We start from the raw sequence: 18,494 nt of genomic DNA on the forward strand, positions 1-18,494 counted from the left end.
GCAGACATGTCTCAGTCAGCATTGAAGGCAAGGACCATGGCGATGCGCTCCGGCCGTTCTCGGATAAGCCTGCGGGTCCTTCCGATCATGGCGGTGGCGGTATCGGCTCTGCTGGCCGGTTGTGCCCACCGCGACAGCATTACCGTCGGCGCCATCCCCGACGACTATCGCACCAATCATCCAATCGTCATCGCGGAGAAGAACCAGAAGATCGATCTTCCTGTCGGCGCCGGCGACCGCGGCATGACCGGCTCGCAGCGCGACACGCTCCTGGGTTTCCTCGACGGCTATGACAAGAGTGCCGCTCCGGCATTGACGATCCAGATTCCAAGCGGATCGGCCAACGAAGTCGCCGCGACGGCGGCCGGCCGCGATTTCGCCCGGCTCGCGGTCGCCGCCGGCATCAAACGCGACCGGGTCGTCGTGGTCTCCTATCAGGCTGGATCGAGCGAGGCATCAGCCCCGGTTCGCGTCTCCTACATCGCGGTGAGGGCACAGACTGACAAATGCGGACGTTGGCCCGCCGACCTGGTGGAAACGTCGGAGAACAAGCACTACGCCGATTTCGGCTGCTCCTATCAGAACAATCTTGCCGCCCAGATGGCCAATCCAGGCGATCTTCTCGGGCCGCGCAAGTCTACCACTATTGATGCGGCAAATCGCAGCAAAGCCATCGGTGTCTACCAAGACAGGGGCATTTCGGATGAATTACTCGGCAACTCGGAAGTGACTTACTAAGCCGCCCTCGGAAAGAAGCGACGCCACGACCAGGCAACGGAAAGAGCATGACCATGAGCAACCTTGCCTATGACGCCACCGTGGAGGGCGGTGACACCTCGCCGCAGGACGTTGCCGCGATGCAGGCGTTGCGGCCGGTTCCGCGTATTTCGATCCAGGCATTCTGCGAGACGGAGGGCGTTGCCAATCCGGTCCAGCGCGCCGGCGAGGACCGCCGCATGACCAAGGCGCACCTCAAGGTCCATATGGGCGGCGTTCCCACCGCCATCGAGTTCTACCAGTCGGCGCCGACACCGAACCTGATCCTGCTGGAATCGCGCAGCGAACCCAAGCAACTGCTGGAGCAACTCGCCCAGCTCTCGGAATACTGCGATCCATCCTCGAAAGTGGTGGTGATCGGTCACTACAATGATGTTGGCCTCTATCGCGAACTCATCCGTTCCGGCATCTCCGAATATGTCATCGCGCCGGTGTCGATGGCCGACGTCGTCAGCGTCGTGTCGTCGATCTTCGTCGATCCGGAAGCTGAACCGCTTGGCCGCTCGGTCGCCTTCGTCGGCGCCAAGGGCGGCGTCGGCTCTTCCACGATCGCCCACAATGTTGCCTGGGCAATGTCCTCCCTGTTCAAATCCGAGGTCGTTGTCGCTGACCTCGATCTCGCCTTCGGCACCGCCAACATCAATTTCGATCAGGATCCTGCCCAGGGCATCGCCGAGGCCGTGTTCTCGCCCGAGCGTATCGACGAAGTCTATCTCGACCGGCTGCTGACCCAATGCGCCGAGCATCTGTCGCTACTCGCGGCGCCCTCGACGCTGGAACGCGTCTACGACTTCGATCCCGATGCCTTCGCGCAGCTTGTCGATACCGCGCAGCGCAGCGTGCCGATCCTTGTGCTCGACGTTCCCCATGTCTGGACGGGATGGGCCAAGAACACGCTGGTCAAGGCCGACGAGGTCGTCATCACCGCAACGCCGGAACTGGCCAATCTGCGCAACACCAAGAACCTGGTCGACATGTTGAAGCGGCTTCGCCCGAACGACCCGCCGCCGAAATTGATCATCAACCAGGCCGGCGTGCCGAAGCGGCCGGAGATATCGTCATCCGATTTCGCCGAGCCGCTGGGCCTGACACCGATGTCGGTCATCGGCTTTGATCCCTTGCTGTTCGGCAATGCCGCAAACAACGGACGCATGCTGGGCGAGATGGATGCCAAGAACCCGGTTGTGGCCACCATCAACGAGATTGCTCATGTGCTGACCGGCCGCAGCGAAATCAGAGCGAAAAAGAAGGCTGGCCTGGGCAGTCTGCTCGGCAAGCTCTCGCGCAACAAGAAGTGACGCAATGGGGTCGGTAGTCGGTCATGTTCGGTAAAAGAGGCAACGACGACGGCAATCGGTTCACGCCGGAATTTCGCCAGCCGGCACCGGTCGCGCCGGCCGCCGCGGTCTCGGCGGACACCGCGGTTATTGCCCGGCCCGCGGCCACGCCTCAGCCGAGCGCGCCTGTCGCGCCACCGGCCAGGCGCGCGGTCGAGGCGCCGCCGATGGCGCCGGAACCGAGGAGAGGCCGCGAAAAGAGCGAAACCTACTACGATACCAAGAGCCAGGTTTTCTCGGCCCTCATCGATACGATCGACCTGTCGCAACTCGCCAAGCTCGATCCCGAAAGCGCCCGCGAGGAAATCCGCGACATCGTCAACGATATCATCGCGATCAAGAACTTCGCGATGTCGATCGCTGAGCAGGAAGAACTGCTCGAGGACATCTGCAATGACGTGCTCGGCTATGGGCCGCTCGAGCCGTTGCTCGCGCGCGACGACATCGCCGACATCATGGTCAACGGGTCCAAGAACGTCTATATCGAAGTCAACGGCAAGGTCGAACAGACCAACATCCGCTTCCGCGACAACCAGCAGCTGCTCAACATCTGCCAGCGCATCGTCAGCCAGGTCGGCCGCCGCGTCGACGAATCCAGCCCGATCTGCGACGCCCGTCTTCCCGACGGGTCGCGCGTCAACGTCATTGCGCCGCCGCTGGCCATCGACGGCACCGCGCTCACCATCCGCAAATTCAAGAAGGACAAGCTGACGCTCGACCAACTGGTCAAGTTTGGCGCCATCTCTCCGCAAGGGGCCGAAGTTCTCAAGATCATCGGCCGTGTCCGCTGCAACATCGTCATCTCGGGCGGCACCGGCTCCGGCAAGACGACATTGCTCAACTGCCTGACCAACTACATCGACCGTGATGAGCGCGTCATCACCTGCGAGGACTCGGCCGAATTGCAACTGCAGCAGCCGCATGTCGTGCGCCTGGAAACGCGTCCGCCCAACCTTGAGGGCGAGGGCGAGGTGACGATGCGCGACCTGGTCAAGAACTGCCTGCGCATGCGGCCCGAACGCATCATCGTCGGCGAAGTGCGCGGACCAGAGGTCTTCGATCTCCTGCAGGCGATGAATACCGGCCATGACGGCTCGATGGGAACGATCCACTCCAACAGCCCGCGCGAATGCCTGAACCGTATCGAGTCCATGATCGCCATGGGCGGCTATTCGCTGCCGCAGAAAACCGTGCGCGAAATCGTCGTCGGCTCCATCGACGTGATCATCCAGGCGGCGCGCCTGCGCGATGGATCGCGCCGCATCACCCACATCACCGAAGTAATCGGGATGGAGGGCGACGTCATCATCACGCAGGATATTGTCCTCTATAACATCAAGGGCGAGGACGCCAACGGCAGGCTGTTGGGTGAACACGTCTCGACCGGCATCGGCCGCCCCCATTTCTGGGAGCGGGCCCGATACTATGGCGAGGAGCAGCGTCTCGCCACAGCGCTCGAGGCTATGGAGAAACGTGCTGACTGACGCATCCGCGGGCGTGAAGGTTCTGATCGATGTTTGGAATTGACGGCACCGTATTGGCGTTTGTCGTGCTCGCCGGCTTCAGCGCCGGCGCGGTCGCCTATGCATTCCTGTTCACCCAGATTAGCAATGAGAAACAGGCCGGAAAGCGGCTTGAAACGATCAAGGCCGCCGAGACGGACCGTTCTGTTGTCAAGGCGACCCGTGACCGCGCGGCGGACGCCGCCAAGCGCCGCAAATCGGTGCAGGATTCACTGAAGGAACTCGACGAGAAGCAGAAGACCAAGGACACCGCCGTCAAGAAGCCGCCGCTGAAAGCCCAGCTTCGCCAGGCTGGGATGAAGGTGCCGATCGAGCGTTTCTATATCTATTCGGCCATATTCGGCCTCGCGCTGACAATCGTCGCGTTCATGGCCGGAGCGCCGATGATTGTCTTGCCCGGTGTGCTGCTCGCCGGAGCGCTCGGCCTGCCGCGTTGGTTCGTCTCCTTTCGTCGTACCCGCCGCGTCAAGGCATTCCTCAACGAATTTCCAAACGCGCTCGACATCATCGTGCGGGCGGTCAAGTCCGGCCTGCCGCTGAACGACGCCATACGCCTGATCGCCAATGAATCGCCTGAACCCGTGAAGGCCGAGTTTCGCCGGATAGTCGATTCGCAGCAGATGGGCCTGTCGATCCCCGACGCGACCCTGCGCATGCCCGAAACCATGCCGTGCACCGAGGCGAGTTTCTTCGGCATCGTCATCCAGATACAGTCGCAGGCCGGTGGCAATCTCTCCGAGGCGCTGGGTAACCTTTCGCGCGTGTTGCGCGACCGCAAGAAGATGAAGGCCAAGGTCGCGGCACTGTCGATGGAAGCGAAAGCATCCGCCGCCATCATCGGTGCCTTGCCTTTCATCGTCGCCTTTCTCGTCTATCTCTCCAGTCCCAACTATCTGATGCCGCTGTTCACGACCAGCGTCGGCCATTTGATACTCGGTTTCGCCGCCGTCTGGATGTCGATCGGCATCTTCGTGATGCGCAAGATGATGAACTTTGAAGTCTAGGGCCGCGGCATGACCGAACAAGCCATCAAATCACTGACGGATCCCAGCTTCCTGATTGCGCTGCTGGTCGCTATCGCCGTGTTCGCAACTGTCTTTACGCTGCTCCCGGCGCTTGGCGGAAACCAACTCAAGGCGCGCATGAAATCGGTCGCGCTGGAGCGTGATGAGCTTCGCGCCAAGCAGCGCGCGCGGCTTGCGACCGAGGCCGATCGCCGCCGCAAGGGTCTGCGCGAGCAACAGTCGGTCGGCATGCGCAACATTGTCGACCGGCTCGATCTGCGGCGTGCGTTGGCCGACGAGGCCACCTTGCAAAAGCTCAAGGTTGCCGGCTTTCGCGGGCAGAATCCGCTAACGCGTTTTCTGTTCTTCCGCCTGGTGCTTCCTTTTGTCGGCTTCGCGCTCGGTCTGGTCTATATTTTCGTGCTCGGAGGATTGCCCGACAAGCCATTGGTGGTCCGGCTGTTCGTCTGCGTCCTGGTTGCCTATGGCGGCTTCTACGCGCCGGTCCTCTACGTCAACAATCGCGCGACCAAGCGCAAGCAGTCGATCCAGATGGCGTGGCCGGATGCGCTCGACCTGATGCTCATCTGCGTGGAGTCCGGCATGTCGGTGGAAGCCGCGCTGCGCAAGGTCGCCGACGAGATCGGCGCGCAGTCGGTGGCCCTGGCGGAAGAATTCATCCTGACCAACGCCGAACTCTCCTATCTGCAGGAGCGCAAGCAGGCTTACGAGAACCTGGCCAGCCGCACGGGGCTGGAATCGGTCAAGTCTGTGTCGCAGGCGCTTGTCCAGGCCGAACGCTACGGTACGCCGGTGGCGCACGCGCTGCGCGTGCTCGCCGCCGAAAGCCGCGACATGCGCATGAACGCCGCCGAGAAAAAGGCGGCCGCCCTGCCGCCCAAACTCACCGTGCCGATGATCTTGTTCTTCCTGCCGGTGCTGTTCGCCATCATCCTGGGGCCGGCGGGCATCCAGGTCAGCCAGCGCGGTATCTTCGGCGATCATCCCGGGGCGGCCGCGTCGACCAGCCAGTAGCCAACGCAGAATCCGCCTGCGAAAACAAAAAGCCGCGCTGTAATCGAGCGCGGCTTTTACGATGCGGTAAGCTCGCGGCGATCAGTTGGTGGCGGTTTTCGCCGGTTTCGCCTTGTCCTGGTCCTTGAGCTGGCTCCAGGCGTTCTGCTGGGCCAGCATTTGCCTGAGGTAAGCGACGTTGGCCTGTGCCTGTTCGGGGGAAAGTTCCTGCGAGGCGATCTTCTCGGCTTCGTCGAAACGACCCTGCAGGCCGACGACGAGCGCCAGGTTCTGGCGCACCCGGCTGTCGGCGTTCGACTGCTGGGCGGCCGACCGCATATAGGTCTCGGCGGTGCGCAGATCTCCTTCCAGCACATAGGACATGCCGAGATTGGAAAGGATCGAGGGCTCGTTCGGCTTGAGTTCGAGGGCCTTGCGGTAGAGTTGGCGCGCCTCGTCCTTCTGGCCGGTCTGATCGAGGATGGCCGCCTCCGCCGACACCAGCCTCCAGTCGGGATATTCCGGCGTCTGTGCGCGGCGCACCGCATCGAGCGCCGCCTCGAACTGGCCGTTGGCGGCCAGCGCCTTTCCATAGGCGGCGAGTACGTCGCGGTCCTTGGGATAGGCGATCGCCAGCTTGCGCATCACGGCGAGCGACTGGTCGGCATCCCCATCCATCTGCAGCGCCGCCGCGAAATTGGTGGCGATTCGCTTGTCGGTGGGGTTCCTCGCATAGGACTGGCCAAGAGCGGCACTGGCGTTGTGCAATTCTCCCGCCGACATCGTCTCCAGCGGCTTGCCGCTGGTGCGTCCGATGGAGCCGGTGGTGAGCTTGTCGGTTGCGCATCCCGCGACACCTGCCGCGAGCGCCAGCATGAATGCCGTGGTGATGAGCCGCTTTCCCCGGATGTTTATCGTGCGGTTGGTCGGCATCGGCACCCTGGGCCTCCATTCGTGCGCGTGGCCATTGCGTGGCCATCTTCCCTCCAGCAGAAATATTCTGTTAACCCTAACGGAGGGTTAAGAAACGCCGACTCGGGCGAGTTCGGCAGGAGAAACGTCTGATGTCCGTGGAACTGGTCGAGAACAAGCTGAAGAACCCGCTGCCGATCCATCTGGTCGCCAGGGACGGGCTGGACGCGGCCGGTCTGTCGCCATCTATTGTCGCTTGGGCCAAGGCAAACGGTTTTTCCGGCGAGGCCGGCAGGACGCTGGTCGTGCCGGACGAGAACGGAGTGCTCGGCGGCGCCGTGTTCGGTCTTGGCGACGGTGAGGGCGCGCTCGGTCTGGGCGCGCTGTCGAAAACCCTGCCGGAAGGCGACTGGCACTTCGCCTCGGCGCCGGCCGAGCCTGAACTCGCGGCGGTCGCGCTGGCGCTCGGCGGCTATGTCTTTACCCGCTATGGCAAGAAGCCGGGCAAGGCGCTGCGCTTCGAATTGCCGGCCGGCGTCAATGCGCAGCGCGTTCGCCGCATCGCCGACGGCGTTTTCCTGACGCGTGACCTCGTCAACACACCGACCAACGATATGGGGCCGGACGATCTGGAGAGGGCAGTGCGGGTCCTGGCTGGAACCCACAAGGCCGAAGTCTCCGTCATCAAGGGCGGCGACCTGCTCACACAGAATTTCCCTATGATCCACGCCGTTGGTCGTGCGTCGTCCGATGCGCCGCGCCTGATCGACATGACATGGGGGCAGCAAGGCGCGCCGAAGGTGACTTTGGTTGGCAAGGGTGTCTGCTTCGATACGGGCGGCCTCGATATCAAGCCTTCTTCGGGCATGCTCCTGATGAAGAAGGACATGGGCGGCGCGGCCAATGTGCTGGGCCTGGCTTCGATGATCATGGCTGCCGGGCTCAACGTACGGCTGCGGGTGCTGATCCCCGCGGTCGAGAATTCGATTGCCGGCAATGCCTTCCGCCCCGGTGACGTGCTGGCGAGCCGCAAGGGCATATCAGTCGAGATCGGAAATACGGACGCGGAAGGGAGGCTGGTGCTGGGCGACGCGCTGGCGCTTGCCGACGAAGAGGAGCCGCAGCTCCTGGTCGACATGGCGACCCTGACCGGAGCAGCCCGCGTCGCGCTGGGTCCCGACCTGCCGCCCTTCTACACCGATGACGAGGCGTTTGCCGCGGAGCTGGCGGCCGCCTCCATCGCGGTCGAGGACCCGCTGTGGCGCATGCCGCTGTGGCGGCCCTACGACGCGAAACTGTCGTCGAAGATCGCCGACATCAACAACGTCACCACGGACGGTTTCGCCGGGTCGATCACGGCGGCGCTGTTCCTCAAGCGCTTTGTCGAGAAGACGGCAAGCTGGGCCCACTTCGACATCTTCGCCTGGAACCCCGCCGATCGCCCCTACGGCCCTGCCGGTGGCGAGGCGCAAGGCATCCGGGCGTTGGAGCGGATCATGTCGACGCGCTATGGCTGATGCGCAAGCAGGGCCGGCAAATTGCAGAAACTGAAACGGAACCGAAACAATTTGCCGTCATGCTGGCGCGATGTCGATTGCGATGCGCCCGAGCCAGGCCTTGCGACTGTGGCAGCAGGTGATGCTGTCGCAGGTGCGCGAGGATGCGCCTGATCTCACCATGCGGCAGACGGCAATTCTGTTCACCATCTATCTCGATCCGCCGCCGCATACGGTGCGCGGTCTTGCCGCCCGCCTCAACGTCACCAAGCCGGTCATCACGCGCGCCCTCGACACGATGGGCGCGCTGAAGCTGGTGTCGCGTCATCGCGACGAGCTCGACAAGCGCAACGTCCTGATCAAGCGCACCGTCGAAGGCGCGCTCTTTGTCGAGCGCTTCGGCGATGGTATCATTGCCAAGGCCCACGACCTGCCGATCTGAACAATTTTCCTATCTAACTGGATTGCCGATTTGACCGCCCACGACCCCCGCCTGCACGCCTTCCGCTCCGATCTCGCCGATGCCAGGTTGAAAGGAGAGGTCGCTGCCGACCGTTTCGTAGCGGGCCGGCCGGCGCGGATTTCGGTATCGGTGGCCGATATCCGCAAGGCGCCGGCGCTGGATTCGGGCGTCAACACGCAAGCTCTGTTCGGCGACGATGTCCTGGTTTTCGAGAATAGAGAGGGCTGGGCCTGGATCCAGGCCGAGCGAGACGGCTATGTCGGCTATGTCGCCGACGCCATGCTGGGCGAGCGGGACCATGCGCCCACCCACATCATCTCGGTGCCGCGCACGTTCCTATATCCCGGTCCCGATCTGCGCTTTCCGATTTCCGGGCAATTGTCGATGGGATCGACGGTAACCGTGACGGGTGCCGCCGAAACGCGCGGCACGCACTATGCACTGCTGCCCTCCGGTGAAGCCTTGATCGCTGGCCATCTGCAGCCGATCGGCGAAGTGGCCGGCGACTATGTGTCCGTGGCCGAGACGTTTCTCGGCACGCCCTATCTCTGGGGCGGTGTTTCCGGCTTCGGCATCGATTGCTCCGGCCTGGTGCAACTGGCCATGCGCATGGCCGGCAGGGAGGTGCTGCGCGATTCCGACATGCAGGCCAATTCGGTCGGCGAGCCGCTTCAGCCCGGCCCCGATTATACGGGGCTGCGACGTGGTGACCTTGTGTTCTGGAAAGGCCATGTCGCCATCATGACCGGCGCCGAGACCATGATCCACGCCAACGGCCACACCATGCTGGCGTCGCGCGAAGGGCTGAAGGAAGCCATCGCCCGCATCGGTTATCTCTATGGCGCGCCGACAGGGTTCCGGCGGCCGTAAGGCTTTCGATCCCCTTTTGTTCCGATTCTGCTTGGCGGTTGCGCGCCGCCGCGCTACCTCTGGCGGGTGACCGAGCTGCCGCGCCTCGCAGACCAGAATGCCGCCGTCGTCTTGCCCGAGCCATTCGTAGAATGGTTCGGCGAGAAAGGCTGGTCGCCGCGCGCGCATCAGATCGAACTCCTGGCGAAGGCCCAAGCCGGGCAATCTGTGCTGTTGATCGCGCCGACCGGCGCCGGCAAGACGCTGGCCGGCTTCCTGCCGTCGCTGACCGAACTGGCCGTCAGGCCGAGGCGAAAACCAGGCCAGGCGCGGCGCGGTATCCACACGCTGTATATCTCGCCGCTGAAGGCATTGGCCGTCGACATCGAGCGCAATCTCGGCAAGCCGGTCGAGGAGATCGGTCTGCCCGTCACCATCGAAACGCGCACCGGCGACACCCCCGCCCACAAGCGCCAGCGCCAGAAGCTTGCGCCGCCCGATATCCTGCTCACCACGCCGGAGCAACTGGCGCTGCTGATCGCGGCAGGCGATGCGAGGCGCTTCTTCGAGGATCTGCGCTATGTCGTGCTCGACGAATTGCATTCGCTGGTGACGTCCAAGCGCGGCCATCTGCTGGCGCTTGGGCTGGCGCGGCTGCGCAGCTTTGTCCCTGGCCTGCAGACGATCGGGCTGTCGGCGACGGTGGCCGAGCCGGGCGAATTGCGGCGCTGGCTGGTCAGCCAGAACCCGCGGGGTGATATGGCGGAATTGATCACTGTGACGGGCGGTGCGAAGCCCGAAATCTCGATCCTCGATTCCGAGGAGCGCGTGCCGTGGGCGGGGCACTCGGCGCGCTACGCCACGCCGGAAATCTACCGCGAGATCAAGCGCCACAAGACGACCCTGCTGTTCGTCAACACACGCAGCCAGGCGGAGCTGCTTTTCCAGGAGTTGTGGCGCGTCAACGAGGACACGTTGCCGATCGCGCTGCATCACGGATCGCTTGACGTCGCCCAGCGGCGGCGCGTCGAGAAGGCGATGGGCGAGAACGCGCTGCGCGCCATCGTCGCCACATCGACGCTCGATCTCGGCATCGACTGGGGCGATGTCGATCTGGTCGTGCATGTCGGTGCTCCGAAGGGCGCCAGCCGGTTGGCACAGCGCATCGGCCGTGCCAACCACCGCATGGATGAGCCGTCCAAGGCGATTTTGATCCCCGCCAACCGTTTCGAGGTGCTGGAGTGCCGGGCCGCACTCGACGCCAATTATCTCGGCGCGCAGGATACGCCGCCGCTGGTCGATGGCGGGCTCGACGTGCTGGCGCAGCATGTGCTCGGCTGCGCTTGCGGCGCACCGTTCCGCGCCGATGACCTGTATGAAGAGGTGCGAACGGCGGCACCCTATTCAGGCCTCGATCGTCCGAGATTTGACCGCGTCATCGATTTCGTCGCCACCGGCGGCTATGCGCTGAAGAATTATGAGCGCTACGCCCGCATCCGCCTGAACAAGGATGGACTGTGGCGCGTATCCAATCCGCGCGTTGCCCAGCAATACAGGCTGAATGTCGGCACCATCATCGAGGTGCCCGCGCTCAACGTGCGTTACGTCAAGGCCGGCAGCAAAGGCTCGGCGTCGCACGGCGGCCGCGTGCTCGGCAAGATCGAGGAGGCGTTCCTCGAAACCTTGACGCATGGCGATACCTTCATGTTCGCCGGCAAGGTACTGCGCTTCGAAGGTATCCGCGAGAATGAATGCTTCGTCTCGAACGCGCCCGGCAGCGACGCCAAGGTACCCTATTATGGCGGCGGCAAGTTCCCGCTCTCGACCTATCTGGCCGAGCAGGTCCGCATCATGCTGGACGATCCGCAGCGCTGGAAGAAGCTGCCGGAGCAAGTGGCCGACTGGCTGCGGTTCCAGTCGGACAAATCGATGCTGCCCAAGCGCGACGATTTGCTGATCGAGACCTTTCCGCGCGGCAACCGCCACTATCTGGTCGCCTATCCCTTCGAGGGCAGGCTGGCGCACCAGACGCTTGGCATGCTGCTCACCCGTCGCCTCGACAGGGCGGGCGCCAGGCCGCTTGGCTTTGTCGCCACCGACTATGCGCTCGCTATATGGTCGCTGGGCGACATGGGCGCCATGTTCAAAGCCAGGAAACCTTCACTCGGCGCGCTGTTCGACCAGGATATGCTGGGCGACGACCTCGAAGCCTGGCTGGCCGACAGTTGGCTTCTCAAGCGCACTTTCCGCAATTGCGCGCTGATCTCGGGCCTGATCGAAAAACGCCACCCGGGCCAGGAGAAAAGCGGCAGGCAGGTCACCGTTTCGACCGACCTGATTTACGATGTGCTGCGCAGCCATGAGACAGACCACATCCTGCTTCAGGCGACCCGTGCCGACGCGGCGACCGGCCTGCTCGATGTCAGCAGACTTGCCGACATGCTCTCGCGCATCCAGGGTAGAATCATGCATAAGGCGCTCGAACAGATTTCGCCGCTGGCCGTGCCGATCATGCTTGAGATCGGCAAGATGCCGGTGAACGGCGAGGCCGATGAAACGCTGCTGATGGATGCGGCGACGCTGGTCGAAGAGGCCATGGGGCCTGGGGTGGTTGACGAATGAACTTTTCGCTGGCGCGCGCATCGCTGATCGCCGAGGCCGACATGATAGGCATCGCCGGCGAACGTGCGGTCTGCGATCCGCGCGGCGTGCTCTATTTTCCCGAGCTTAGGCTGCTGACAGTATCGGACCTACATCTGGAAAAGGGGTCGTCGCTGGCAAGACGCGGCACGCTGATCCCGCCCTACGATACCGGCGCGACCCTGCTGCGGCTGCAGGCGGTGATATCGGATTACCAGCCGTCGATCGTCATCAGCCTGGGTGACTCCTTTCACGACGGCGGCGGCGCCAAACGCATGCATCAAAGTTTTCGCGAACGGCTGGAAGCGCTGATGGCAGGCCGCGATTGGTTCTGGGTCGCCGGCAATCACGATCCGGAAGCGCCCGCCGACCTGCCCGGCGAAACCGTGCGGGAACTGGCCATAGGCTCGCTGCTGTTCCGGCACGAGCCATCGAAGGTGCGGGTCGAGGGCGAAATATCCGGCCACCTCCACCCCTGCGCCCGTATTGTGCAGCAAGGCCGCTCGGTGCGGCGGCGCTGCTTTGCCGGCGACGGCGGCCGCATGATCATGCCTGCCTTCGGTGCCTATACCGGCTCGCTCAATGTGCTCGACCGCGCCTATGCCGGGCTGTTTCGCCTGGAGTCGTTGATGGCTTACATGCTTGGCACCGAGCGCATCTTCGCCATCTCGCACTCGATGCTGCGGCCAGGCTGAGATCTATCGCCCGTAGTAGAGCATGACCGTGTGCTTGGCCTCGGCGAAGAACAGCCAGCGCTCGACCAGCATGCCGGCGGACTGGACGATCGCGGCCAGCGCCGAGAACGCCGTCGCGAAGGGCCAAGGCAGCGCGAAGGTGACGATCAGCAGCAGGATGGGCAAAGCGAAGGCCAGTATTTGCGTGATCCGGCGCAGCTTCGCGCTGTGCTTGCGCGCGATGCGAAAGCCCATTTCCTTGAGCAGGTAGTTTTCTTCTGTATGCGGCCATTCCAGGGATTGCACCGTGCCACCGGTCAGCCCCGTCGCGGTGTTGGCGTTGGTCGGGATTTCAAGCCGGTCGTTGTGGCGCCAGGTCGCCAGCTTCCAGCCCCAGCCGAGCAAGATGAGCAGCGCGGAAGCCGTCAGAAGCATTTTCGAGTCGAGAGAAAATGCTTGCAGCACAGCGTTCAGAAGCACGCTGCCGCTCATCGCCGAGTAGATGAGATAGCCGGGCAAGGTGTAGGGGCTGTGCCACTGGGCGATGGGTTTCAGCGAGGCATAGATCATGCCGGTCATGCAGACGGTGACGATGGCGCCAATCGCGGCAAGAAGTCCGGCAGCAGCGACGCATCCATCGACCCGGCCAAGAAGGACCCAGCCGATGCCGAACAGTCCCGCCGGGACGAAGGTGGTTACCGAGGCAACGCCCTCGCGTGACAGCCATGAACTGCGCCATTGCGAGAACGCCCGCCAGGCACGTTCGGGCCTGCCGAGATGACCGGTCGATGACAACAGGCCGGCGGCGATCAGGCCGAGCGCCAGTCCCATGCCGACGAAGCCCGGCCAGAAATCGGGTGCGATGAAGCCGAGCGGACCGAGCACGCCGAGCAGCGCGAGCAGCCCATAGCCGGCACCCGTGGCGGTGGTGAAGAAGACGACCGAAAAAGCTGGATGCATGGATGGTCAGCTTGAAAGCATGCGGTCGACCCAGCCAAGGAAACCGCCCTCGGCCCGTACCGGCTCCAGCGCGGGAGCGGCCACCGATGCGGCGCGTTGCGTGTGAGCGCGCGGCGGCAGGTATTTGTTGGTCGGGCGATAGCCGAGTTCGGGCATCAGGTCGACACCGCCCCGCTCCGCCACCAGTTGCGAAACGGGGGATTGGGGATCGCCGAGGTCGCCGAAATGCCGCGCGCTGGTCGGGCAGGCGGCGACGCAGGCCGGCACGCGGTCTCCCTCGGCCAGGTTGTCGTTATAGATGCGGTCGACGCAGAGCGTGCATTTCTTCATCACGCCGACATCCGTGTCGAATTCGCGCGCGCCATAGGGGCAGGCCCAGCTGCACAATTTGCAGCCGATGCACTTGTCCTCATCGATCAGTACGATGCCATCGGAGGCCCGCTTGTAGGAGGCGCCCGTCGGGCAGACGGTGACGCAGGCCGGCGTCTCGCAATGCAGGCAGGAGCGCGGGAAGTTCACAGTGCGCCCCCCCATCTCGGTGATGTGCTCGTAACTGTGTACGCGGTTGAACCAGACCCCGTCGACATGGCCGCCATAGGGGTCGATGTCGGTCAGCGGCGCCATGTGGCCGCCGGTATTCCACTCCTTGCAGGCGGTGACGCAGGCCTGGCAACCGACACAGGTGTCGAGGTCGATGACGAGGCCAAGCTTCTTGCCGCCTGGATGGGGAAGACAGGTCATTCGGCCGCCTCTCTAGCCTGCCGGAACCCGGTGCCGAAAGTGAGCTTGTCCGGCGAGGATCCGAAATGCGGTGGCTGATGAAAACGCTCGAATTGCGGTTCGGTGAAGCCGATCTCTTCGGCCGTGCATTTCACGATGCGGACGCGCAGATCGAACCACGCAGCTTGTCCCGTGACCGGATCGGAATTCGAATAGCGTTTGCCGCTGACGTCAGCAGAAGTCTGGTCACCGATAATGTGGTTGAGCAGGAAGCCGCGATTGCTCTCGGCGGCATCGTCCTTCAGCCCCCAGCTGCCGCGCCTTTTGCCGATCGCATTCCAGGTCCAGACCGTGCTCTCGTTCACTCCGTCGACCAGCTTGATCTGCCCCTTCACCTTGCCGTTGATGCTCTCGATCCACACCCAGTCGTCGTCGGCGAGGCCGAGGCCGGCCGCGGTCCGGTGATGTACGAACAGCCGGTTCTGGCTGGTGATCTGCCGCAACCACGCGTTTTGCGAACCCCAGGAATGGTACATGTGCATGGGCCGCTGCGTCAGCGCGTGCAGCGGATATTTTCCAAGGTCGACGGCCGCTTCCTCGAATGGCATGTACCAGAACGGCAGCGGGTCCATGTAGGTCTCGACGCGCTCGCGTTCGCTCTCGGGCGGCACCACCAGGCCATGACCGCGCGCGGCCAGCCGAAAACGCTGTATCGGTTCGGAATAGAGCTGGAAGACGATCGGCTCGGCCTTCGGGATGAAGCCCAGTTGCACCGCGAAGTCGAGATAGGAGCGGTTGGCCATCTTGTAGTAGCGCTGGTCGTCGGTGAAGTCGTGCTGCCAGAAACCGCCATTGTCGATGTAACGTTGCAACTGGTTGGGGTTGACTTCGCCCTTGCCGATCGAGGTTTCATCCTTGCCGCGCCAGCCGGCGAGCGGGCCGATGCCGGGCGTGCGTTCATGATTGACGATGTAGTCGGCGTAGTCGCGGTACTTCGCCGAGCCATCGTTTTCGACGAAGCCGGGCAAGCCAAGCCGCGCGCCGAGTTCGATCAGCACCGACTGGAACGGCCTGACGTCGCGGTCGGGCTCGACGACCGGATGGCGGATGGCGTCGCCCGGCCCGTCGGCATGGCTGATCGGCCGGTCGAGCAGGCTGATACAGTCATGACGCTCGAGATAGGTGGTGTCGGGCAGGACGAGGTCCGCGAACGGCACGGTCTCGGAGTAGTAGGCGTCGGAATAGATGATGAAGGGGATCCTGTAGTTGCCCGCTTCATCATGATCGGTGAGCATGGCCATGGTCTCGACCGTGTTCATCGAGGAATTCCAGGCCATGTTCGACATGTACATCATCAGCGTGTCGATCGGGTAAGGATCGCCGGCCCAGGCGTTGCGGATGACGGTGTGCATCAGGCCATGCGCCGCAAGCGGCGAATCCCAGGAATAGGCTTTGTCGATGCGCAGCGGCGTGCCCGCTTCGTCGACCAGCAGATCATCGGGCCCGCAAACGAAACCGAGCGGCATGCCGTCGAGCGGCGTCATCGGCCTCACGTCCTTGCCGCACGGCTTCGGACCCGGCGGGGCGGATCTAGGGTAGGGCGGCTTGAAGCGGAAGCCGCCCGGCACGTCCACCGTACCCAGCAGAACCTGCAGCAGGTGGATGGCGCGGCAGGTATGAAAGCCGTTGGAATGGGCCGAGATGCCGCGCATCGCGTGCATCGAAACGGGGCGTCCCTTGATCGTCTCATGCCGGCGCCCCGTCCAGTCGGTCCACGCGACCGGCAATTCGATTGCCTGTTCGAAGGCGACGTGGGCCAGTTCGGCCGCGATCCGGCGGATCGTTCCGGCGGAGACGCCGCAACGCTCCGCGACCGCATCGGGTGCGTAGCTCTCGTCGAGATAGCGGTCTGCAATGAGCTGGAACACCGGCACGCAGCGGCGGCCATCGACATCGCAGCTGCCGGTCAGTGCCGGTTTGGCGTCGGCATCGGTGGCGTTCACCGTACGCTTCGCCACTCTGTCCCATGCCAGCGGATTGCCGTCGCTGTCGCGCACGAACAGCCCGTCATCGGCCGCACCCGGCTCCTGGATAACCAGGACATGCGCGTTGGTGTAGCGCAGCAAATAATCGAGATCGACGCGGCCGGCTTTCAAGAGTTCGTGGATCAGCGCGAACACGAACAGGCCGTCTGTGCCGGGCCGGATGCCGATCCAGTCGTCGGCGATCGCATTGTAGCCGGTCCGGCACGGATTGATCGAGACCACCTTGGCGCCGCGCGCCTTGAGCTTGCCCAGCCCGATCTTGATCGGGTTGGAATCATGGTCCTCGGCGACGCCGAACAGCATGAAGTATTTCGTGTTGTCCCAATCGGGCTCGCCGAACTCCCAGAACGAGCCGCCGATCGTGTAAAGGCCTCCGGCCGCCATGTTCACCGAACAAAAGCCGCCATGGGCGGCGAAGTTCGGCGTGCCGAACTGGCTCGCCCACCAGCCTGTCAAGGATTGCGACTGGTCACGCCCGGTGAAGAAGGCGAGTTTTTTAGGATCGGTGCGGCGGATATCCGACAGCCGCCCGGTGACGATCGAGAAGGCTTCCTCCCATTCGATCTCGCGGAACTCGCCCGAGCCGCGTGGGCCGATGCGCAGCAATGGCTTCTTCAGTCTAGCCGGGCTGTAGTGCTGCATGATGCCGGAGCTGCCCTTGCCGCAGATCACGCCGCGATTGACCGGATGATCCTTGTTGCCGTTGATGTAGCGGACCTTGCCGTCCTTGATATGCACGTCGATGCCGCAGCGGCAGGCACACATGTAGCAGGTCGTCTTGGCGATACTGTCGGAAACGTCAGGCGAGGTGTCGACGCCATCGCCCTCATCGGGCGCGCGCGTGTCGGCAAGCTGGCGTTGCGAGGGGGCTGAATTGGCGCCGCGCGGCGGTCTTTGCATCATCATCCCGTGCTGCTCGCGCGGCCGGCGGATTTGGCTCGCGTCTTCGGCCCGGGGCCGCGCATGTAATGCTCTTCCGGGTGGTATCGATCACCGGCCAACCGCCGTCGGATGCCGCGGGTCCAATGCGCAAGCAGGGATCTGAACCGCCCGATCATTTTATCCTTCGCGATCCACTGGCGAATTTTTTCTAACTTCTTCCGAAAAAGTAGAATAAAGCTATCGATCCGTCTAATCAGTTGTTCTTGTAAATTCGATCGATGTTGGTTCTTAATGCGCGCATGACCCTGGATCAGTTGCGCATTTTCGTCGCCGTCGCCGAGCGCGGCCACATGACCAAGGCGGCCGAACTCCTGGGCATTTCCCAATCGGCCGCGTCGGCGGCTATTCGCGCGCTGGAAGAGCAGCACGGCGTCCATCTGTTCAACCGCGTCGGCCGCAACATCGAGCTGGCCCAGACCGGCCACCGGTTCCTGCCCGAGGCCAAGGCCGTGCTGGAGCGGGCCGCTGCCGCCCGCAATGTGCTGGAACATGTTTCGCAGACGGTCGCCGGCAGCCTCTCCATCGCCGCCAGCCTGACCATCGCCAGCTACTGGCTGCCGCGCCGGCTGGCCTCCTTCCACGAGGCGCATCCGGCCGTCAGGCTTAGCGTCACCATCGGCAACACAAGGCAGGTCGAGGCCAGCGTGCTCGATGGAACCGCCGATCTCGGCCTGGTCGAAGGGCGCACCGAATCCGATATATTGCGCCGCGCCAAAGTCGATACCGACCGGTTGATGCTGGTCGTTGCCAGCTCTCATCCCAAGATCGTCGAAATCGCGCCGGGCCGCCCCGACATCACCGGCCTGCGCTGGATCATCCGCGAGGGCGGCTCCGGCACGCGCGAGGTGCTGGAGGATCTGGCGCGCCGTGAGGGGATTTCGCTTGCCGACCTCAGGATATTCCTGGTGCTGCCCAGCAACGAGGCGGTTCGTCAGGCCGTCGAGGCCGGCGCCGGCGCGACCATCATTTCGGAGCTCGTCGTCGGGCGCGCGGTCGCCGAGGGGAGCCTGAGAGCCGTGCCGATCGAATTGCCGAAGCGCGACTTCGCCATGATCACCCATCGCGACCGTCAGGCAAGCCTGGCCCAGATGGCGCTGAAGGCGCATCTGGCTGCGGAGATGAACGGGTCAGGGTAGGG

General features: G+C 63.7%; 15 protein-coding genes. 11 read left to right on the forward strand and 4 right to left on the reverse strand.

The genetic code is table 11. The features are described 5' to 3' along the window. Positions 1 to 6: 6 nt before the first annotated feature. Genes FJ492_RS21485 through FJ492_RS21505 form a run of 5 tightly spaced genes read left to right on the forward strand, consistent with a single transcriptional unit; the run spans position 7 to position 5,676 of the window. Positions 7 to 738: a CpaD family pilus assembly protein gene (locus FJ492_RS21485; protein WP_140716130.1), complete on the forward strand. Its 732-nt coding sequence runs from the start codon at positions 7 to 9 to the stop codon at positions 736 to 738. 47 nt (positions 739 to 785) lie between these two features. Continuing rightward, a complete protein-coding gene (locus tag FJ492_RS21490; protein ID WP_140507616.1) occupies positions 786 to 2,075 on the forward strand; it encodes a CpaE family protein in 1,290 nt (429 codons plus the stop codon). A 23-nt stretch (positions 2,076 to 2,098) separates the two neighbouring features. Beyond that, positions 2,099 to 3,598: a CpaF family protein gene (locus tag FJ492_RS21495; protein WP_140507615.1), complete on the forward strand. Its 1,500-nt coding sequence runs from the start codon at positions 2,099 to 2,101 to the stop codon at positions 3,596 to 3,598. A 29-nt stretch (positions 3,599 to 3,627) separates the two neighbouring features. Continuing rightward, positions 3,628 to 4,641, forward strand: coding sequence for a type II secretion system F family protein (locus FJ492_RS21500; protein WP_140507613.1), 1,014 nt, complete (start codon positions 3,628 to 3,630; stop codon positions 4,639 to 4,641). Between the two features lie 9 nt (positions 4,642 to 4,650). Continuing rightward, entirely contained in the window at positions 4,651 to 5,676 is a 1,026-nt protein-coding gene (locus FJ492_RS21505; protein ID WP_140507611.1) for a type II secretion system F family protein, read from the forward strand. A gap of 81 nt (positions 5,677 to 5,757) precedes the next feature. Here FJ492_RS21505 and FJ492_RS21510 read toward each other — a convergent pair whose 3' ends face one another. Then, positions 5,758 to 6,588, reverse strand: coding sequence for a tetratricopeptide repeat protein (locus tag FJ492_RS21510; protein ID WP_140507741.1), 831 nt, complete (start codon positions 6,586 to 6,588; stop codon positions 5,758 to 5,760). 131 nt (positions 6,589 to 6,719) lie between these two features. On the opposite strand from FJ492_RS21510, the gene FJ492_RS21515 reads away from it, so the two are divergent. From FJ492_RS21515 to pdeM, 5 genes are all read left to right on the forward strand, one after another. Beyond that, a complete protein-coding gene (locus FJ492_RS21515; protein ID WP_140772148.1) occupies positions 6,720 to 8,084 on the forward strand; it encodes a leucyl aminopeptidase family protein in 1,365 nt (454 codons plus the stop codon). Positions 8,085 to 8,154: 70 nt separating this feature from the next. Next, a complete protein-coding gene (locus FJ492_RS21520; protein ID WP_140507608.1) occupies positions 8,155 to 8,505 on the forward strand; it encodes a MarR family winged helix-turn-helix transcriptional regulator in 351 nt (116 codons plus the stop codon). Between the two features lie 30 nt (positions 8,506 to 8,535). Continuing rightward, the gene (locus tag FJ492_RS21525; protein ID WP_140746564.1) at positions 8,536 to 9,396 is read left to right on the forward strand and encodes an NlpC/P60 family protein; all 861 of its coding nucleotides are present in this window, start codon (positions 8,536 to 8,538) and stop codon (positions 9,394 to 9,396) included. 66 nt (positions 9,397 to 9,462) lie between these two features. Further along, on the forward strand, positions 9,463 to 11,997 hold the full coding sequence (locus tag FJ492_RS21530; RefSeq protein WP_140772150.1) for a ligase-associated DNA damage response DEXH box helicase: 2,535 nt from the start codon (positions 9,463 to 9,465) through the stop codon (positions 11,995 to 11,997). Beyond that, positions 11,994 to 12,710 carry a ligase-associated DNA damage response endonuclease PdeM gene (pdeM, locus tag FJ492_RS21535; protein ID WP_140746570.1) on the forward strand — a complete coding sequence of 239 codons (717 nt, stop codon included), beginning with the start codon at positions 11,994 to 11,996 and terminating at the stop codon, positions 12,708 to 12,710. The genes FJ492_RS21530 and pdeM overlap by 4 nt, the downstream gene beginning before the upstream one ends. 3 nt (positions 12,711 to 12,713) lie before the next feature. Here the strand turns inward: pdeM and FJ492_RS21540 are convergent, their stop codons facing one another. Genes FJ492_RS21540 through FJ492_RS21550 form a run of 3 tightly spaced genes read right to left on the reverse strand, consistent with a single transcriptional unit; the run spans position 12,714 to position 17,317 of the window. Next, positions 12,714 to 13,649 carry a DmsC/YnfH family molybdoenzyme membrane anchor subunit gene (locus FJ492_RS21540; protein WP_140772152.1) on the reverse strand — a complete coding sequence of 312 codons (936 nt, stop codon included), beginning with the start codon at positions 13,647 to 13,649 and terminating at the stop codon, positions 12,714 to 12,716. 6 nt (positions 13,650 to 13,655) lie between these two features. After that, positions 13,656 to 14,390, reverse strand: coding sequence for a 4Fe-4S dicluster domain-containing protein (locus tag FJ492_RS21545; RefSeq protein WP_140507599.1), 735 nt, complete (start codon positions 14,388 to 14,390; stop codon positions 13,656 to 13,658). Continuing rightward, positions 14,387 to 17,317, reverse strand: a complete 2,931-nt coding sequence (locus FJ492_RS21550; RefSeq protein WP_181166717.1) for a molybdopterin oxidoreductase family protein — start codon at positions 17,315 to 17,317, stop codon at positions 14,387 to 14,389. The genes FJ492_RS21545 and FJ492_RS21550 overlap by 4 nt, the downstream gene beginning before the upstream one ends. Before the next feature lie 278 nt (positions 17,318 to 17,595). Here FJ492_RS21550 and FJ492_RS21560 point away from each other — a divergent pair, with 278 nt between their 5' ends. Then, positions 17,596 to 18,492 carry a LysR family transcriptional regulator gene (locus FJ492_RS21560; protein ID WP_140507595.1) on the forward strand — a complete coding sequence of 299 codons (897 nt, stop codon included), beginning with the start codon at positions 17,596 to 17,598 and terminating at the stop codon, positions 18,490 to 18,492. Positions 18,493 to 18,494 lie beyond the last annotated feature (2 nt).

This window comes from Mesorhizobium sp. B2-5-4 (genome assembly GCF_006441095.1).
Taxonomy (GTDB): domain Bacteria; phylum Pseudomonadota; class Alphaproteobacteria; order Rhizobiales; family Rhizobiaceae; genus Mesorhizobium; species Mesorhizobium salmacidum.

What these genes read in the sequence shown, in the direction of transcription:
- FJ492_RS21515 (WP_140772148.1), top strand. Translation starts at nt 6,720, where the DNA reads ATGTCCGTGGAACTGGTCGAGAACAAGCTGAAGAACCCGCTGCCGATC.
- FJ492_RS21485 (WP_140716130.1), top strand. Translation starts at nt 7, where the DNA reads ATGTCTCAGTCAGCATTGAAGGCAAGGACCATGGCGATGCGCTCCGGC.
- FJ492_RS21490 (WP_140507616.1), top strand. Translation starts at nt 786, where the DNA reads ATGACCATGAGCAACCTTGCCTATGACGCCACCGTGGAGGGCGGTGAC.
- FJ492_RS21550 (WP_181166717.1), bottom strand. Translation starts at nt 17,317, where the DNA reads ATGATGCAAAGACCGCCGCGCGGCGCCAATTCAGCCCCCTCGCAACGC.
- FJ492_RS21505 (WP_140507611.1), top strand. Translation starts at nt 4,651, where the DNA reads ATGACCGAACAAGCCATCAAATCACTGACGGATCCCAGCTTCCTGATT.
- FJ492_RS21510 (WP_140507741.1), bottom strand. Translation starts at nt 6,588, where the DNA reads ATGCCGACCAACCGCACGATAAACATCCGGGGAAAGCGGCTCATCACC.
- FJ492_RS21540 (WP_140772152.1), bottom strand. Translation starts at nt 13,649, where the DNA reads ATGCATCCAGCTTTTTCGGTCGTCTTCTTCACCACCGCCACGGGTGCC.
- pdeM (WP_140746570.1), top strand. Translation starts at nt 11,994, where the DNA reads ATGAACTTTTCGCTGGCGCGCGCATCGCTGATCGCCGAGGCCGACATG.
- FJ492_RS21520 (WP_140507608.1), top strand. Translation starts at nt 8,155, where the DNA reads ATGTCGATTGCGATGCGCCCGAGCCAGGCCTTGCGACTGTGGCAGCAG.
- FJ492_RS21500 (WP_140507613.1), top strand. Translation starts at nt 3,628, where the DNA reads ATGTTTGGAATTGACGGCACCGTATTGGCGTTTGTCGTGCTCGCCGGC.
- FJ492_RS21495 (WP_140507615.1), top strand. Translation starts at nt 2,099, where the DNA reads ATGTTCGGTAAAAGAGGCAACGACGACGGCAATCGGTTCACGCCGGAA.
- FJ492_RS21545 (WP_140507599.1), bottom strand. Translation starts at nt 14,390, where the DNA reads ATGACCTGTCTTCCCCATCCAGGCGGCAAGAAGCTTGGCCTCGTCATC.
- FJ492_RS21560 (WP_140507595.1), top strand. Translation starts at nt 17,596, where the DNA reads ATGACCCTGGATCAGTTGCGCATTTTCGTCGCCGTCGCCGAGCGCGGC.